Genomic DNA, 17392 nt, shown 5'->3' with positions numbered 1-17392 from the left:
GTAGGACAGGGTTAAACAAAAGCGGCTCCTGCGATTCGTGAATGAATCGCAGGAGCCGCTTTGTTCCGGCCCGGAAATCCGGGCCAGGGGCAATTAGTTGCCGGTCAGCTTCTCGCGCAGGGCTGCGAGGGCCTCGTCGGATGCCAGGGTGCCCGCGTTGGACTCGGTGACAGCCGGCTCGGAAGAGTAGCTGGTGGTACCGGAGTCGCTCTCGCCGGAAGCGGCAGCAGCGGCGTCGTCAGCAGCGTGCTGGGAAACCTGCTTCTTGTGAGCTTCCCAACGTGCCTGGGCGTCAGCGTACTGCTGCTCCCAAGCGGCGCGCTGCGTCTCGTAGCCCTCGAGCCATTCGTTCGACTCGGGGTCGAAGCCCTCGGGGTACTTGTAGTTGCCCTCTTCGTCGTACTCAGCGGCCATGCCGTACAGAGCCGGGTCGAACTCGGTGCTGTCAGCGTCAACGCCCTCGTTAGCCTGCTTGAGGGAGAGGGAGATGCGGCGGCGCTCGAGGTCGATGTCGATGACCTTGACGAAGAGCTCGTCGCCAACGGAGACGACCTGCTCAGCAAGCTCAACGTGGCGGACAGCCAGCTCGGAGATGTGCACGAGGCCTTCGATGCCGTCTTCGACGCGAACGAACGCACCGAACGGAACCAGCTTGGTGACCTTACCCGGAACAACCTGGCCAAGGGCGTGGGTGCGGGCGAAGGTCTGCCACGGGTCTTCCTGCGTAGCCTTGAGGGACAGGGACACGCGCTCGCGGTCCAGATCCACTTCGAGGACCTCGACGGTGACTTCCTGGCCGACCTCGACAACCTCGGACGGGTGGTCGATGTGCTTCCAGGACAGCTCGGAAACGTGAACCAGACCGTCTACGCCGCCAAGGTCCACGAATGCACCGAAGTTGACGATGGAGGAAACGACGCCGGGACGAACCTGGCCCTTTTCCAGCTTGTTGAGGAACGTGGAGCGAACCTCGGACTGGGTCTGCTCGAGCCACGCACGGCGGGAAAGAACAACGTTGTTGCGGTTCTTGTCCAGCTCGATGATCTTGGCTTCGATCTGCTGACCGATGTACGGAGCAAGGTCGCGGACGCGGCGCATCTCGACGAGGGATGCGGGCAGGAAGCCGCGCAGGCCGATGTCGAGGATAAGACCACCCTTGACAACCTCGATGACGGTACCGGTGACGACACCGTCTTCTTCCTTGACCTTTTCGATGTCGCCCCAGGCACGCTCGTACTGAGCACGCTTCTTGGAGAGAATCAGTCGGCCTTCTTTGTCTTCCTTGGTGAGCACCAGGGCTTCGACCTGATCGCCAACGGAGACGACGTCCCCGGGGTCAACATCGTGCTTGATGGAAAGCTCACGGGAAGGGATGACACCTTCGGTCTTGTAACCGATGTCGAGCAGAACTTCGTCGCGGTCAACCTTGACGACGATACCTTCGACGAGGTCTCCGTCGTTGAAGTACTTGATGGTGGCGTCGACAGCTGCGAGGAAGTCCTCAGCGGTACCGATGTCGTTGATCGCGACTACGGGGGTACCGGGCTTCTCGGTGGAGGTGATGGTCATGTAGTAGGGGCTCCGTTGTGGATAGAGTATCGGTCAGGCAAACCGCCCGCTTTCCGTCGCCGGTCCGCAGGACACGGCAAAACGCCGGGTCATCCTGAATTGTGGATTGTAAATTTGCGCGCACGTAGTATGCGCCCGTTCATTCTAGTCGTTCGCCTCAAGGAGGGTCAAAGCGGCAGCGTGTCACCAAGCCGCGCGAACGTCACGCCACGGTCCAGCAAGCTTGGGAGGGCTCGTGCATATCCCTCGGCGGTGCCGCTCGTGGGCTGGTTGAAATGCGAGATCACAATGTGGCCGGCGCCCCGACCTGCGGCGATTTTTCCCACCTCGCCCGCGACCGTCGGGGCAGGGAAGGTCGCGCCGCCGTCGCCATTCACCGTGAAGCTCACCGGAACCAGTCCGAGGGAATTGGTGATCGCTGCCGCGACGTCGTCATAGTAGGCGGTTCCGGCCCTGAAGAAGCGGGGAGCCTTGCCGCAGAGCCGCTCCATGACTTCCTGGTTGCCCATGATCTCGTCATAAACCTCGCCGGCGTTGGACGTGCCGGTGATGCCGTATGCCGAGCGTCCGCTGACCGAAAGGGGCTGGTGCCGGAAGCCGTGGTTGCCGAGCTCGAACAAGGGATCGGCCGCGAGATCAGCCGCCAGCCCGGGGTTCGCCTTGATCCAGCGGCCGTTGACAAACAGCGTGGCGGGAACGTTGAACTTGCGCAGGGTCTGGAGAAGGCGGTGATCGCATTCCGAACCATTCGGGCCGCCGCAAGCATCAAACGTCAGGACAGCATGAGCGGACGTTGTCTTCGACACCACGCCGACGACGTCGAGCCCCCATTGGACGGGCTTGCGCCTGGAGTATTCGGCCACAACCTGGGATCTCGACGGCAGCGCGGGCCGCGTTTCGGGCACGACCGGATGCTGGCCTATATCCTCCACGACCGGCGCTGAACCCGACGCGGGTCGAGATGCCGGTGCAACTGCCGGTTGTTGGGCACAAGCCGCCAGGCCGGTTACCGCGAGTCCGGCGGCAGCCGCCAGCAACGAGCGCCGGCCCGGCAGTCCTGATGGGCCGGAGGAGTGTCCCCCCGGCTGGAATTCCCCCATGGAATCCTCTTCTGTTGGTTGGTCGTGCGTACGGAGATGTGCCTAGAAGTGCGTGAGGCAATGGGCAGGACGTTCGACGGCGAACATGTGCTGGGCAGCCAATGCTGCTCCGGGCGTGTGCTCGCGGATCCGGCCTGCCGAAGCCAAGATTACAGGACTGACGGCGCCCAGAAAGACCGACCCCAAATCCGTGACATCCATGCTCAGGTCCGGGCTCATGTCTTGGCTCCCGCCACCCGCCTCCCTGACGGTTACGACGCCGCCGTCGGACGTCAATTCCCACGTACCGTCGGCAAAACCCAACGCGTCCCTGACTTCCAGCACCAACCGCCCGTCGGCCCCGTAGCGCCGTGCCGACAGGGCTCCAGGGACGTCCAGGACGCGCAGCCACAACATGTCGCGGTAGTCAGATGACGTGACGCAGCGCCCGTCCACGAGCGCCCACGCGAGAGGGTCTTCAACGGGAGCGTCAGGCCAGGAGACCTGGACGACGAGGTCCAGGCTGCCCAGGAATTGCCACAATTCCAGGTAGGCGGAGTCCGACGCGGCGACGAGGTCCACGATTTCCACCGTGTACGGCTTCGTGTCCCAACCGGCGAACTTGTAGGAGACGTAGCCGTCAACTGTGCCGTCCGGTGCGTAGTGGAGCGCACATTTGATGGCTTTGTCCTCGCTGCCGTCGCGCTTCATGGCCCCGGACACGTGATGGCGGTAGGAGTCCTGCCTCACGATGGACCCCGGCGTGCGGTGGTGAACCTGTTCGAAAACCTCGGGTGCGAGTTCGAGGAGGACCTTTGGATCCGCGATCTCCACCCGGCCAACGGGCTCATGCCGGATGCGGAATTTCGGACCGGTGTCCACCTTGATGCTCCGCTCGAAGGTTGCGACGCCGAAACCAAAGCGGCCGTAGATGGACGCCTCGGACGCGGTCAGGGCGGCCATGGCGAAGCCATCGTCCTTGGCATCGGCGAGATCCGCGGTCATCATTCCCCGCAGGATGCCGTGCCGCCGGTGCGTCCCGCGGACGGTGACGGCGGTGATCTGCCGGGTCCGCAGTTCCTGGCCGAAGCCGACATTCAGCTTGTTTTCCAGCGTTCCAAAGGTAGCCACCGGAAACCCCGGGTTGAGCGCGTGCAAGGGTGGTTCTTCGTTGACGTAGACGCCCGTCAGCTCGCGGTTGTCCGCTTGGTACATCGCGAGGATCTTGTCGATGAGCTCATCGCTTCGCTGCTCGTCGTGGAATCCGAAGCCGACTGCGCGGAGCCACTCACGTGCTTGTCCGTAGTCCGGGTTGTCCTTTCCGACGGAACGAAAGCGCTTGACGTTGTATTTTTCGTTGGTTTCCTTGGGATCAGCCACGTCCCGAGCCTAGCCAGACAGCATGGGGGCACGCCACCGTATCGGCGGCGTGCCCCGTTGAAGCCTGCAACCAGGCCGGTGCGCCTGCTAGTGCCCGGCGTCGTACCAGCTGGAGCCGACGCCTACCTGCACGTCCAGTGGCACCGTGAGCCGGGCCGCCGTCCCCATTTGTTCGGTGACGAGTTTTTCGACGGCTTCGCGTTCGCCGTGCGCCACCTCGAGCACGAGTTCGTCATGGACCTGAAGCAGCATCCGGGACTTGAGCCCCTGGCTGGTCAGCTCGGCCGAAACGCCGAGCATGGCCCGCTTCATGAGGTCCGCCGCCGAACCCTGGATCGGCGAGTTCAGTGCAATGCGTTCGGCGATCTCACGGTGCTGGCGGTCCGTGCTGGTCAGGTCCGGAAGATAGCGACGGCGGCCCTCGATCGTGGCCGTGTAACCATCGATCCGGGCCTGCTCCACCACGCCGCGCAGATAGTCGCGCACGGCACCGAAGCGGTCGAAGTAGTCCTTCATGAGGGTCCTGGCTTCGTCGACCGAGATTTCCAGCTGCTTGGACAGGCCGAACGAGGTCAAGCCATACGCCAATCCATAGGACATGGCTTTGACCTTGGATCGCATGGCACTCGTGACGTCTTCCGGTGCCACGTTGAAGATGTGCGAGCCGACATAGCGGTGCAGGTCCTCACCCTCCTTGTACGCCTCGATGAGTCCTTCGTCCCCGGACAGGTGGGCCATGATGCGCATTTCGATCTGCGAGTAGTCGGCCGACAGCAGGCATTCGTAGCCCTCGCTGACGACGAAGATCCCGCGTACGCGCCGGCCTTCCTCACTGCGCACCGGGATGTTCTGCAGGTTCGGGTTGTTGGAGGAAATGCGCCCCGTGGCCGCGACGTTCTGCGCGTACGTGGTGTGGATGCGGCCGTCCTCTGCCACCGATTTCTTGAGAGTCTCCAGCATTTGGGCCAGCTTGGAGGATTCGCGGTGGGCCATGAGCTGCACCAGGAACTCGTGGCCGGTCTTCTCCAGGAGGGCCTTCAGCGAGGCGGCGTCCGTTGTGTAGCCGGACTTGATCTTCTTGGTTTTGGGCAAGCCGAGTTCTTCGAAGAGGACTGTCTGGAGCTGCTTGGGCGAACCGAGGTTGACCTCGTGGCCGATTGCGGCAAATGCCTGCTCCTGGGCGTTGTCGATGACCTTGGCGAGGTCCGCGAGCTGCTCGTTCAGCCGCTCCGTGGAGATGGCGATGCCCGAGAGTTCCATCTGGGCCAGGACCCGTGCGACCGGCAGTTCCAGAGTGGTCAGGAGCGCCTCGGCCTTGCGTTCGGCGAGCTCGCTTTCGAAGTGCTTGCTCAGCACGTGCACGACGGCGGCCTGCTGGACGAGCGCGCTGGCTGCGGCACCGTCCGGCCCATCGCCGAATTCGAGTTCCAGCTGCCCGGTTGGCGCCGCCGCAGCCGCGACAGTGATCCTTAAGTGGTGCTGGGCGAGCTCGGCGAGCTCATAGCTGCGGCGGTCCGGCTGGATCAGGTAGCCCGAAATGGCGGTGTCGTCCACCACGCCTTCCAGGCCAAGTCCCCGATGCTGCAAGGCCTTCAGGGCGTCCTTGAACTCGTGCATGACCTTGGCCTCTTCGGGATCACGCAGCCACTTGGCCAGGACGGCATCGGCCGCCGCGTCCAGGGACGACAGCTCGATGTAGGCAGCCCCGTTCGACCGCACGATGGCCAGGGCAGCGGCGTCGTCGCCAATCCGTCCCGGAACCAACTGCACGGCGACCGCGGCACGGCTCCCCGCACCCCCCGCGAAGAAGGCTTCCAGGGCGGCGGCGTCTTCCAGGACCGCGTAGTCGGGCGCGTCGATGGTTTCGGCAGGCGCGCCGGCGGTGTCATCGCCGTAGAGAGCGAACAGCCGGGCGCGGAGGGTCCTGAATTCGAGGGTGTCGAAGAGCGTCTCGACCTCCTGGCGATTAGGACGCGGCTCCTCGAGTTCGGCGAGCGTCACCGGGAGCTCAAGGTCGCCCAGGAGCTGGTTGAGGCGGCGATTGCGCTTGACGGCGTCGATGTTTTCCCGGAGGGCTCCACCGACCTTGCCGCCGATGGAATCCAGGTTCTCCAGGATCCCTTCCAGGCCGCCGTAAAGGTTGATCCACTTGGCTGCGGTCTTGGGGCCGACGCCGGGAACGCCGGCGAGGTTGTCGGCGGACTCCCCTACCAGCGCGGCGAGATCGGAGTAGCGGGAGGGGGGAACGAAGTACTTCTCTTCGATGGCTGCCGCGTCCATGCGGGGAATATTGGAAACCCCCTGTTTCGGGTACAGGACGAACACGTTGTCTGTAATGAGCTGGAAAGCGTCACGGTCCCCCGAAACCAAGAGGACTTCGTAACCTGCGGCCTCGCCCCGTGCCGCGAGCGTGGCGAGGATGTCATCGGCCTCGTAGCCGGGCATCTTGATGGTCTTGATCCCCCAGGCCGCCATGACCTGGTCGATGAGATCGATCTGCCCGCGGAATTCCGGCGGCGTTTCGTTGCGGCCACCCTTGTATTCGCTGTACTCCGCCTTGCGGAACGTCGTGTCGTCCGAGACGTCGAAGGCCACTGCAACGTGGGTGGGCTTCTGGTCCTTGATCAGGTTGATCAACATCGAGGTGAAGCCGTGCACGGCGTTGGTGTGCTGGCCCGAGGAAGTGGCGAAGTTCTCAGCCGGCAGGGCATAGAAGGCCCGGAACGCCATCGAGTGTCCATCGAGGACCAGAAGCCTCGGGCGGCCACCCGCCGCGGTGCCCGCAATGGTTGCCGAAGGGTCTGGTGCCGTTGCGGTGGCAGTTGACGTTGACGTTGGAACTGAGTCCGGTTTGGTTGTTTCGCTCACAGGTGCCAGCCTAGTTGCCATGATGGACAATTTCACGCCGGGCCCGTTCACTGACGAACTCAATGCGGCCGGCGTTCCGCCGGAGTTGCACGGTTGGCTTTCCCGCTACGGGGTGGGGTCGCTCGTGGCGAAGATGGGCATCAGGTTCCTTGAGCTCGGCCCGGAACGGACCGTGGCCACCATGCCGGTGGAGGGAAACACCCAGGTTGCCGGCATCCTCCACGGCGGAGCCCATGTGGTTCTCGCCGAAACCTTGGGCTCCTTCGCGGCGGCCCTGCATGCAGGAGCCGGACGCCACGTGGTGGGAATCGAGGTCGGCGCAACCCACCATCGCTCCATAGCGGCCGGCCTGGTCACCGGCACATGCACGGCCATCCACTTGGGCGGTACGCTCGCCACCCATGAAATTGTCATGACCGACGAACACGGCCGGCGACTGTCAACGGCCCGGATCACCAACATGATCCGGGAGAACAGGGTCCACTGACCCGGCACGGGCCGGGAACCGGTAGCGCATCTCGACTGCTGCGGCACCAAGGGTGCGGGACGAGACCAACTCGAGCGGCGCCGTCGGGCTCTCGACCGGCAAGAGTCGCTTGCCCGTACCCAAGGCGACGGGGATGAGGGTGACAATCATCTCGTCCAGCAGGCCTGCCTTGGCGAACTGCGCCACCAGGTTCCCGCCGCCAACCAGCCACACGTTCTTGTCACCGGCGTCGGCAATCAGGTCCGGTGCGAATTCCGCGACCTCGCCGCGCACGAAGGTGACGTCCGCGCCGGGCGGCGCTGCATACTCGCGGTGGGTGAAGATCCAGCATGGAACACCCGGATAGGGCCATTTGCCCGGTTCGTGCTCCATGAGCCAGCGATAGGTCTGGCCACCCATGACGATGCAGCCGATGCCCGCCATGAAGTCTTCGTAGCTCTCGGTGACGCCTTCGGCCTCTTCGAACTGGAGCAGCCAGCCGAGATCGTCTTCTTTCGTGGCGATGAACCCGTCAAGCGAGGATGCCACGTAGTACTGGAAGTCCGCCATGGCACCACCCTACCCATGAGGCAGCGGGGTTCCCAGCTACTTCGTGAAGTACGGAACGATCAGATAGATCCCGAAAAGCACGGCAATTCCACAGGCCGCGAAACACGCGTACGCCAGGGACCGGACCATGGCCGGGGACTTCTGCCGGGCGTCGCCCGCGACGGCAGTGAGCCGGACGCCGAGCGAATACAGCACCACGAGGACCACGGCGGCGACGAGGGTCGCGCCGGCCACCTGAACCAGATCCAACCACTTCATGCCTGGATGTCCTCACTCGTGCTTTTACTCGGACTTTGTTTTTTGGCGTTCTTCTTGCGGAAGCGGACGGCGGTGCCGGCTTCCTCGACTTCGACGGCGTTGTGGTGGCCCACGTGCGACTTCCTCGAGTAGATGAACATGTAGACGACGACGGCGGTGCCCACAACGGCGGCGATCACAACGCCAGCGATGCCGGTGCCGATGAGGAACGCGGTCAAGGCGCCCACGATCGCGGCCGCGGGGAGGGTGAAGAGCCAGCCTGTGGCGATGCGCCCGACAGTTCCCCAGCGCACCGTGGTGCCTTTGCGTCCGAGACCCGAGCCGATGACCGAGCCGGAGGCCACCTGTGTGGTGGACAGCGCGAAGCCGAGGTGGGAGGACGCGAGGATGGCCGAAGCGGTGCTGGCTTCCGCGGAGAAGCCCTGGGCCGGCTTGACGTCGGTCAGCCCGGACCCCATGGTCCGGATGATGCGCCAGCCTCCGGCGTAGGTTCCGATGGCGATGGCAAGCGCGCAGGCCCCGATGACCCAGAGCTGGGGTCCGCTTCCGGCAGGCTGGGTTCCGGCGGCGATCAGCACGAGGGTGATGATGCCCATGGTCTTTTGCGCGTCATTGGTGCCGTGGGCCAGCGCGACAAGGCTGGAGGTGAAGATCTGGCCGGTTCGGAACCCGCCGCGCTTCTGGGTCAGCTTGTCGCCGGTTTCGGGGTCGTGGCGTGACGTCAGGGCGTAGGCCAGTTTGGTGCATATATAGGCGACGGCACCCGCCAGCAGCGGCGAGAAGACGGCGGGAAGGATGACCTTCTGGAGCACGGTGTCGAAGTTGACGGCGTGGAAGCCGATACCGACGATCGCCGCACCGATGAGGCCGCCAAAAAGCGCGTGCGAAGAACTCGACGGCAGCCCCTTGAGCCACGTGAACATGTTCCACAGGACGGCCCCCATCAGCCCCGCGAAGATGATCTCCGGCGTGATGTGGATGCCGTCAGTGCCCTCGCGGATCAGGCCTCCGGAAATGGTCTTTGCGACCTCGGTCGAGAGGAACGCGCCCACGAGGTTGAGCACCGCGGCCAAGGCAACAGCCGTCTTGGGCTTGATGGCACCCGTGGCGATCGGAGTCGCCATGGCGTTCGCTGTGTCGTGGAACCCGTTGGTGAAGTCAAAAAATAAGGCCAGCGCTATGACAAGCGCGACCATGAAGGTGATTCCCACCTTGTGCCCAATCTGCAGAGTCGACGATGCGCAGTTCCACTTCCCCGGGCCTGCCTAACGAAAAACAGTTCAGCAATCGTTCATCTGACTGCACTGGCGGAATTAACTATGGCGGGCGTGAAACCTTAAGAATCCTACGTGCCATTGCCGGCAGGGCCAAACATCGAATCATCCAAGGAATTGCCGAACAGCCTCGATATCTCGCCGCGACAGGCCCCGCCGCGGGTCCGGTGAGATCCAAAGCACACGGGGGCCGAGGAATTCCGCCCAGGACCGTGCCGCGGCTTCATGGTTCAGCTGATCGTCCATCCACACGATGCGTTCGGCTCCGGATTCCTGGACGTCCTTTTGCAAAACGTCGAACTTCCACCAATCGGCGGTCTGGTCCCAATCGTCGCTCGTCAGGACGGGCCAGTGCTCACCGTGGAGGCCGATGGCCGGGCACAGGAACTCAGGGGCGAGCCGCTGCCACGTGGTCAGCCAGACAAACCTCGCCGCGGGATGCGCGGCCAGCTCGTTGAGCTCATCGACCAGTTCGGACGCGTAAACGACGTCAAGTATCCCGGCGTCGGCGATTTTCCATTCAGTACCCCAATCGGTGAAGCCCATGGGACCGAAGGGGTTCACCACGCCGTCGACGTCCAGATACAGCGACACGCTGGTCATGCAGCCCCCTCCCCGACGTGCCAACAAGGCCAGCGTAAGGCAAGCGCTGCGTGTCAGGGCAGTCCGGCGGCGGCTTGCCGCGTGAGTTCACGTGCGGGATTGCCGCCGAAGATGCGGTGGGCGGGGACGTCTTCGCCCTTCATCAGGAACGAGTCTGCTTCGAGCTGGGAACCTTCGTGCAGGGTGGTTCCATAGTGGACGAATGCGCCCACTCCAAGGGTGCAGCCGGGACCAAGCGTGATGGCGTCGAGTTTAAATGCGCCGTCCTCCATGGAATGGCACTGAACGCCGGAGTGGACGTTGAGGGTGCAATAGTCCCCGATGGTGACGAGGGTCCTTTCGGGGATCCCGCAACCGTCGTCGAAGACCTTCTTGCCCATCCGGATCCCCAACATACGCCAGATCACGGGTTTGAAGGGCGTGCCGTTGAACATCTGCACGATGCCCCCGGCGCTGAGCTTCCAGAAGCGCTCGTGCCGCCAGAACGGCTTTTCGTAGATAGAGCAGACGAGCGGTGAAAGTCTTCCGAAGCCGAGGGATGCCCGCTCCACGAGGACCGCCAGGATGTTGGTGGTGATGACCATTGTGCCCAACCCGGCCAGGGCTCCGAGGCCTCCTGCCGCGGGTAGGAAGGCCTGCGATGCCCAGGCGGCCACGAGAATCACGTAGAGCTCGACCCAGCGGCCCAGCAGGTAGAGCAGAAGCGTCACGGCGTTGTGACGGTTCTTTGCCGGGATCCGCCGACGTAATTCCTCTGCCGTCCTGAACCGGTCGAAGGCGCTGTCGCGGTCCACTGTGCGCGGGATTTCAAAGGGTGGAGAGCCCAGGAGGCCAACCCCCTCGCGGAGCGGACCCTCCAAGGGCACCATGGTCTTGGTGCCCAGGAGGCAGTTGTCGCCCACCCTGGACCCGGCGGGATAGGCGATGTTGTTGCCGAAGAAGCTCCTGGCCCCGATGACGGCCGGCGAGAGCCGGAACGCGGTGTTTGAATAGTCGGCGTTGATGATGGATAGACCGTCGGAGACCATGGTCCCGCTGCCGACCGTGGCCAGCGTGGGGCTGTCGTGCTTCAGCCCGACGCCGAAATTGGACCCCGTCTGCACCAGCCCCGGCTGGTGGTAGCCCAGGACATTCAAGTAGTGCACGATCAGGGAACTGTCCCCCGTGAGTTGGAGGAGCGACTTGAGGTTTGTCAGCCGCTGAATGGTCCGCAGGACTCCGAAGCGCGGGCCATAGAGCGGGTAGTCCTTCCCGGGGACCAGGAACAACGCCAGCACCCTGGGAAGGGTGGCGACGAGGGCGAAGGCGGCCAGGATGCTGCCGAAGAGAACGACGAACGAGACCAGCAGAAGTGCGCCCCAGAATCCGAGCTGGGCAGGGTTTGCATCGCCGGTGGGAAGTGAGGCGAGCAGGATGTCAATGGCTCCGATTCCGAGGGACGACACGAGCACCACATGGTTCACGATGGTCCAGAATGCAAAGGTGACCCGGCTGCGCGTGCCGCTGCCGGCCTGGCCGTCCAGCCGGTAATCGGTCCCGGCAGGCCCGGCCGGTGAGCCATTCCAGGCGGAGCCCGGAGGAACGCTCTGGAAGCGGTGCAAGGAGGAGCTGTGCCCCAGTTGGGCGTTGTCCCCCACGGCGGTGTCTATGTCCAGCGTGGTCTGCTCGCAAATCAGGACGTTGCGGCCGAGGGTGACTGGCCCTGTCTGGATGCGGCCGGCGTGGGCACGGTAGCAGTAGAAGGTGGAGTCCTTTCGGATCACGGTGTCCGCCCCGACTGTCAGCAGGTCGGGGCAGGCGGGAATCTTTGAGGAGAGGATGGTTACCCGGGGGCCGATCCTGGCCCCGAGTGCGCGGAGATATAGCGGGAAAACCGGCGTTCCGACGAACATCCGGACAGGGCTTGTGGAGACCAAGGTCCTGACGAACCAGAAGCGGACGTACTTCAAGGACCAGAGAGGGAACTCCTCGGTCTTCCATCGGCCGACGAGGGCCCATTTGAGAACAACGGGCAGGACTGCCAAGGCCAGGAACGATATGGTGCCGACGACGGCGGAGCGCGCCACCAGGTCGCCGGGCTGCCGGGACCCGCCGATCCACTGCTCGCCGGCCACCGGGATGAGCAAGGCCACGTACGCGTAGGCCAGGGCGGCGATCGCCTGCAAAACCCCGCACAGCAGGTACTGGCCGGTCCCGACGCGCAGGAAGGGTTCAGCCGTCGCAATTTCCCGTCCCTCGACGTCGGCTCCCGCCGTCGATCCGACGCTCGCGGCGTCCAAGGCGGCCGACAGCGCGGCGATGGTCGGATGTGCATAAATTTCGCGCATCGAGACTGACGGTGGGTTGGCGACCTTGCGGACGTTGGCGCAGAAATGCGCCATCAACAGGGAGTTTGCCCCGAGATCGTTGAAGAAGTTGGCGGTGGTGGAGACAGACGTGAGGTGGAGGGCCGAGGCCAAAGCCGGGGCGAGGATCCGTTCCGTGGGCGTCACCGGGCTGGTGTCGGCGAAGCCTGTACTGACCGCGCGCGGGCCGGTGGGATCGGGCAGGCTCCTGCGGTCCACTTTCCCGCTGATCATCATCGGCATGGTCCGGAGGGACTGGAAATACGCTGGCACCATGTAGGCGGGGAGCCGCTCGCGCAGCCAGGCGCGGATGTCCCCGCCTTCCACCGTGGGCGCGTTGTGGTGCAGCGTGTAGTAGGCGGCAAGTTCCATGATTCCCTGCTCGGGCTCCCAGGTTTTCACAACAGCCGCCGCCATCCCCGGCATCTGCAGGAGGACGCTTTCGATTTCGCCCAGCTCAACCCGATAGCCCCGGACCTTCACCTGCGTGTCGGTGCGGCCGTGGTACTCGATTTCGTCGTGGTCGTTGAACCGGCCAAGGTCGCCGGTGCGGTAAATGCGGTGGGACGGGTTGTCCTCGAGGCCGAGGAAATCGGGAATGAATGCCCTTTCGGTCAACTCGGGCCGGTTGATGTAGCCCCTGGCGAGCCCCACGCCCGCCAGGCCGATTTCGCCCAACTCGCCGTGGGCCAGGGCCCGGTCCTGGACGGGATCCAGGATGACTGCGGCATAGCCGGGCAGGGGCTTGCCCAGCGTCACGGGCTTGCCGGGCTCCGCCGTGCCCCAGGTCGCCGTCACTGTCGCTTCGGTTGGCCCGTAGACATTCAGGAAGCGCCGGCCGGGCCGGTGCCAGCGCTCCACAAGGTCCTCGGGGCAGGCTTCGCCGGAGACGAGCAGGAACCGCAGCCCGGGCACGTCGTCGTCGAGCGTGGCGAGCAGGGTCGGCACACAGCAAAGGGCGGTGATGTTCCGGGCCTCTATGAACTCGGCAAGGTCCGGCCCGAGGAGGTTGTTCCCGGGCGGTCGGGGAACCAAGGTGGCCCCCACCATCCATGGCACCCAGATCTCCTCCACGGAGAAGTCGAACGCCGTGGTCATGCCCTGGTAGACCCGGTCGCGGGCATCGTAGCCGTAGGTTTCGGCGGCGGTCCGCACGAAGTGGCAGATGCTGGCGTGGGCTATGGCCACTCCCTTGGGCCGCCCCGTGGATCCTGACGTGTAGATGATGTATGCCAGTCCGTTGGCCGGGGACTCCTCCCCGGCCCAGGCCAGTCGGGAGGCTTCGAACGCAGCAATGCGGCGGTCCTCCTTGTCCATGCGAACCGCGAGGGCTGCGCTCGCGGGCGGGAGGCTGTCCGCCAGGCGGGAGACAGTCAGGATCATGGTGACGTCGGCATCGGCGGCAATGTACGCAATTCTCTCGGAGGGGAACGCCGGGTCGAGGGGCACGTAGACGGCATGGGCCTTGAGGACCGCAAGCATGGAGACATAGGACCGCACCGCGTCATCGAACAGCAGTGCGATTTTGTCGCCCGGGCTTGCGCCACGGGCCTGGAGGTAGCGGGCGAGGCGGTTGGCCCGGGCGTCCAGTTCTTCGTAGCTGAGTGATCCATCGGCCGTTTCCACTGCCGGATGATGGCTGCGGCCTTCGGCCCGTTGGCGGTCACACCGGTCCTCGAAGAGCTCCTCGAGCCGCTCGCCGGGGCTCCACCGGATGGTGGTGCCGTTTGTGATTTTGCCCGACGCCGTGGCGTCCGGTGCGCTGCCGAGGAGAACCGCAGCGCCGTCCCTGAGCTGGATCATGGGTCCGGCGCTTGTGGCCGTTTCGCCGGGGGTCCGGCCGTGGTCCGTATGCCTTCCCATCTTCCCCTCCTGGTCCCGCCAATGGGTCATGCCAATTCGTCGAGCCTTATCGGACTGCATCCGTCGTGGTCCTGTGTTCGGCCATGGCGCTTTGTTCGGCAATGGCGGCCAGCAGCAGTTCGCAAGCGGCATCGACGATTTCTACCGTGATGTTCAGCGGCGGCAGGAGCCGGACCACACAGTCGTCGCGCCCTCCGCATTCGAGTATCAGGCCCCGCTCCAGGGCATTTCGCTGCACTGCCCGGGCCAGTCCTCCGGCAGGACGGCCCGTCTCCGGATCAGCGAGCTCGATTCCCCACATCAGCCCGCGGCCCCGCACTTCACGCACCCAGGGGTTGCTGGCCAAGGGCGCGAGAAGCCGGGCAATCTGCGCACCGCGGCTGCGGACGTTGCCAAGAACGTCGTCGCGCCGGATGATCTCGACGGCGGCAGCCCCGGCGGCGAAGGCCAGCTGGTTTCCACGGAATGTCCCGGTGTGGGCACCGGGGAGCCAGCGGTCAAGGTCCTTGTTGTAGATGATGAGGGCAACCGGGAGGCCTATCCCGCTCAGGGCCTTGGATGCCACGATGACGTCGGGCTCGATCCCGAACTGCTCGAACGCGAACCAGGTTCCGGTACGCCCGCAGCCCGTCTGGATCTCATCGATAATCAACGGGATATCCAGCTCACGGGTCACCCTGCGCACGGTTTGCGCGAATTCAATGGTGGCCGGTACAACTCCCCCCTCGCCTTGGACCATTTCCATGATGACCGCTGCGGGAAGCGGGATGCCCCCGAGCGGGTCCTTGAGGGAGTGTTCGAGGAACTGGACACAGTTGGTCGCGCAGGTCTCCGGGTTCAGGCCCACGGGACACTGGGCACAGTAGGAATAGGGGAAGAAGTGCACCCCGGGTATCCCGTTCGCTACCGGCCGCTTCTGCTCGACCAGCCCGGTCAACGCCATCCCGACCGCGCTGCTGCCGTGGAATGCTCCCTGGAAGCAAATGACGTCCCCCCGCCCAGTGGCCGTCTTGCACAATTTGATGGCGGCATCCACGGCATTTGCACCGGTCGGTCCGCAGAAGTGGACCTTCATCCGTTCGGCGAGTCCGGGCGGAAGCATGGACAGCTGTGCCCGCACGAAGGCGTCCTTGGCCGGCGTCGGGAAATCAAGCCCATGACTCAGGTTCCGCACTTGTCCGGCCACCACCTCAACCAGTTCAGGGTTGCTGTGCCCCAAGGTCAAAACCCCGGCACCGGCCAGGAAATCAAGGAAGACATTGTCATCGACGTCCCGCACGAAGGCACCGGAACCTTCGGCAATCGCAATGGGAAGATGCCGTGGATAGGTGCGGGCGTTGGATTCTGTTCGTTCCTGGCGCGCCAATAATTCAGCAGATCTGGGTCCTGGCAGGGGTCCGGTGACATGTGCCGAGGTCAAGGTAGCCTGCTGCTGGTGTGCGTACATGGCGATCGGGTCCTTATCCGGGGGATCCGCGGTGGCGGATCGATGACTGGGCGCTTCCCGCGGCCTTGCCTGCGGCGCGGGGAGATGGGGGGCCGGTACTGCGGGCCCGCTATGGCGCGCTGACGGCCTCCTCTCCTGCCTGGTCATTTCCCGCGGGGTCCAGCCCGAAGGCCAACTGCACGGCGCGCTGTGCGTCCTCGAGCACCGCCACGCGGACGACGACGTCGATGCGGATGTCCGACGCAGAGATCAACTCGATCTCGGCTCCCGCGTCCGAAAGGGCCTTGAAGAGCCGTGAAAATACTTGGGCGTCAGTGCGCATGCCGAGCCCGATCAGCGAGAGCCTGCCGATCAGGCCGTCGTATTGGAGGTCCAGGAAGCCGATGGCCCCCTGGGCAGCGGACAAGGCCGCCCGGACGCGGAATCCGTCCCGGCTGGGAACCGCCAACGAAATATCGCTTCCGCCGGCGCGCACGGACGAGGTGTTTTGAACCGCCATGTCGACCTCGGCGCGCTCATCAGCCAGAAGCCCGAAGATTTCCGCGGACTTTCCCACGCCATCCGCGACGCCTATGACCTTCAGCTTCGCCACGGACGCGTCACAGAGAACCGCGGACACCACTGGCTGCTCCACGGCCGGAGCCCGTTCCCAGATGGGCTTGTGGTCCCAGTCCGACTCCTGGTCCTGGCCCGGGAGGATCAGCGTTCCCATGGCACGGCTGAAGGACGAACGCACGTGGATGGGGACGCCGAAACGGCGGGCATACTCGAGGCATCTGGTATGCACCACTTTGGAACCGGACGCAGCCAGCTCCAGCATTTCCTCGTTTGAAATGACGTCGATTTTCCGCGCGCGGGGAACCACCCGCGGGTCGGCAGTGTACACGCCGTCGACGTCGGTATAGATTTCGCACATGCCGGCGCCCAACGCTGCGGCCAAGGCGACGGCGGTGATGTCCGAACCGCCCCGGCCCAGGGTGGTGACTTCCCTCTTCTTGGGGCCCTTCCCCTGGAAACCAGCCACGATGGCAACCTCTTCGCGCTTCAAGCAAGCGCGGATACGGTGCGGGTCAACGTTGACGATGTGCGCCTTTCCGTGGACGCCGTCGGTAATCAGTCCGGCCTTTTTGCCGCTGAAGGTCCGGGAAGGCACGCCGAGCTCGGCCAAGGCAATCGCCAAGAGGGTCACGGAGATCCGTTCACCCGTGGTCAGCAACGCGTCGAGTTCGCCCGCCGGAGGACTAGTGCTGAGGGACACGGCCAGGTCAAGCAGCTCATCGGTGGTGTCTCCCATGGCCGAAACCACCACCACCAGCGGATGCCCGGCCTCGCGGTTCTCGGCGATCCGCCGGGCCACCCGTTTGATGGCTGCCGCGTCGGCTACCGAGGAGCCACCGTACTTTTGCACTATGAGGTCCCGGGCCCGAAGTTTTGTACGCGTACGAAGCGCCATCTGTTCGAGACCGGGGAACTGTTCTGATCCGTCTGCCTCCGGATGCCGACGGTCTGCTGGTAAATCCCGAATGCTGACTGTCTGCTGGTACATCGGAGCCTCCTGGAGCCCGCATACCCCCCTGCCGATCTTACAACGTATGGACCGTGCGAGCGGTTCACGTAGGCAATAAAAAGCAGCCTTTGGAAAACGGCTCAGGTTGAACCTGAAATTCATA

Annotated in this window: 12 protein-coding genes; 1 reads left to right on the top strand and 11 read right to left on the bottom strand. The window is 64.4% G+C overall.

Translation table 11 applies throughout. From position 1 onward, the window contains the following. Positions 1–93: 93 nt before the first annotated feature. The 4 genes from rpsA to polA all read right to left on the bottom strand — a co-directional run bounded on the left by rpsA (position 94) and on the right by polA (position 6758). Positions 94–1569, bottom strand: a complete 1476-nt coding sequence (rpsA, locus tag BMF89_RS19995) for a 30S ribosomal protein S1 (RefSeq protein WP_078108781.1) — start codon at positions 1567–1569, stop codon at positions 94–96. A 167-nt stretch (positions 1570–1736) separates the two neighbouring features. Further along, positions 1737–2474, bottom strand: coding sequence for a polysaccharide deacetylase family protein (locus tag BMF89_RS19990; RefSeq protein WP_253190918.1), 738 nt, complete (start codon positions 2472–2474; stop codon positions 1737–1739). A 237-nt stretch (positions 2475–2711) separates the two neighbouring features. Beyond that, positions 2712–4028, bottom strand: coding sequence for a GNAT family N-acetyltransferase (locus BMF89_RS19985; protein ID WP_078108779.1), 1317 nt, complete (start codon positions 4026–4028; stop codon positions 2712–2714). 87 nt (positions 4029–4115) lie between these two features. After that, positions 4116–6758 (bottom strand): DNA polymerase I, encoded by a 2643-nt coding sequence (gene polA, locus BMF89_RS19980; protein ID WP_253190921.1) that lies wholly within the window; start codon positions 6756–6758, stop codon positions 4116–4118. A 157-nt stretch (positions 6759–6915) separates the two neighbouring features. Between polA and BMF89_RS19975 the strand changes: the two genes are divergently transcribed. After that, the gene (locus tag BMF89_RS19975) at positions 6916–7383 is read left to right on the top strand and encodes a hotdog fold thioesterase (RefSeq protein ID WP_078108777.1); all 468 of its coding nucleotides are present in this window, start codon (positions 6916–6918) and stop codon (positions 7381–7383) included. Here BMF89_RS19975 and BMF89_RS19970 read toward each other — a convergent pair. The 7 genes from BMF89_RS19970 to BMF89_RS19940 all read right to left on the bottom strand — a co-directional run bounded on the left by BMF89_RS19970 (position 7336) and on the right by BMF89_RS19940 (position 17130). After that, complete coding sequence (locus BMF89_RS19970; protein WP_078108776.1) at positions 7336–7932, bottom strand: dihydrofolate reductase family protein; 597 nt, start codon at positions 7930–7932, stop codon at positions 7336–7338. The genes BMF89_RS19975 and BMF89_RS19970 overlap by 48 nt on opposite strands. Before the next feature lie 36 nt (positions 7933–7968). Next, positions 7969–8190, bottom strand: a complete 222-nt coding sequence (locus tag BMF89_RS19965; protein WP_078108775.1) for a hypothetical protein — start codon at positions 8188–8190, stop codon at positions 7969–7971. Then, positions 8187–9401 (bottom strand): inorganic phosphate transporter, encoded by a 1215-nt coding sequence (locus BMF89_RS19960; protein ID WP_078108774.1) that lies wholly within the window; start codon positions 9399–9401, stop codon positions 8187–8189. The genes BMF89_RS19965 and BMF89_RS19960 overlap by 4 nt, the downstream gene beginning before the upstream one ends. 168 nt (positions 9402–9569) lie before the next feature. Further along, positions 9570–10067, bottom strand: coding sequence for an HAD domain-containing protein (locus BMF89_RS19955; RefSeq protein WP_078108773.1), 498 nt, complete (start codon positions 10065–10067; stop codon positions 9570–9572). 53 nt (positions 10068–10120) lie between these two features. Then, complete coding sequence (locus tag BMF89_RS19950; protein WP_253190917.1) at positions 10121–14275, bottom strand: Pls/PosA family non-ribosomal peptide synthetase; 4155 nt, start codon at positions 14273–14275, stop codon at positions 10121–10123. 46 nt (positions 14276–14321) lie between these two features. Next, a complete protein-coding gene (locus BMF89_RS19945) occupies positions 14322–15722 on the bottom strand; it encodes a diaminobutyrate--2-oxoglutarate transaminase family protein (protein WP_078108772.1) in 1401 nt (466 codons plus the stop codon). A 109-nt stretch (positions 15723–15831) separates the two neighbouring features. Then, a complete protein-coding gene (locus tag BMF89_RS19940) occupies positions 15832–17130 on the bottom strand; it encodes an aspartate kinase (RefSeq protein ID WP_306873959.1) in 1299 nt (432 codons plus the stop codon). Positions 17131–17392 lie beyond the last annotated feature (262 nt).

The organism is Arthrobacter sp. SRS-W-1-2016, assembly GCF_002009585.1.
GTDB lineage: Bacteria > Actinomycetota > Actinomycetes > Actinomycetales > Micrococcaceae > Arthrobacter > Arthrobacter bambusae_A.
Note: the sequence above shows the minus strand (reverse complement) of the source record. Positions and strands in the feature narration are given on the sequence as shown.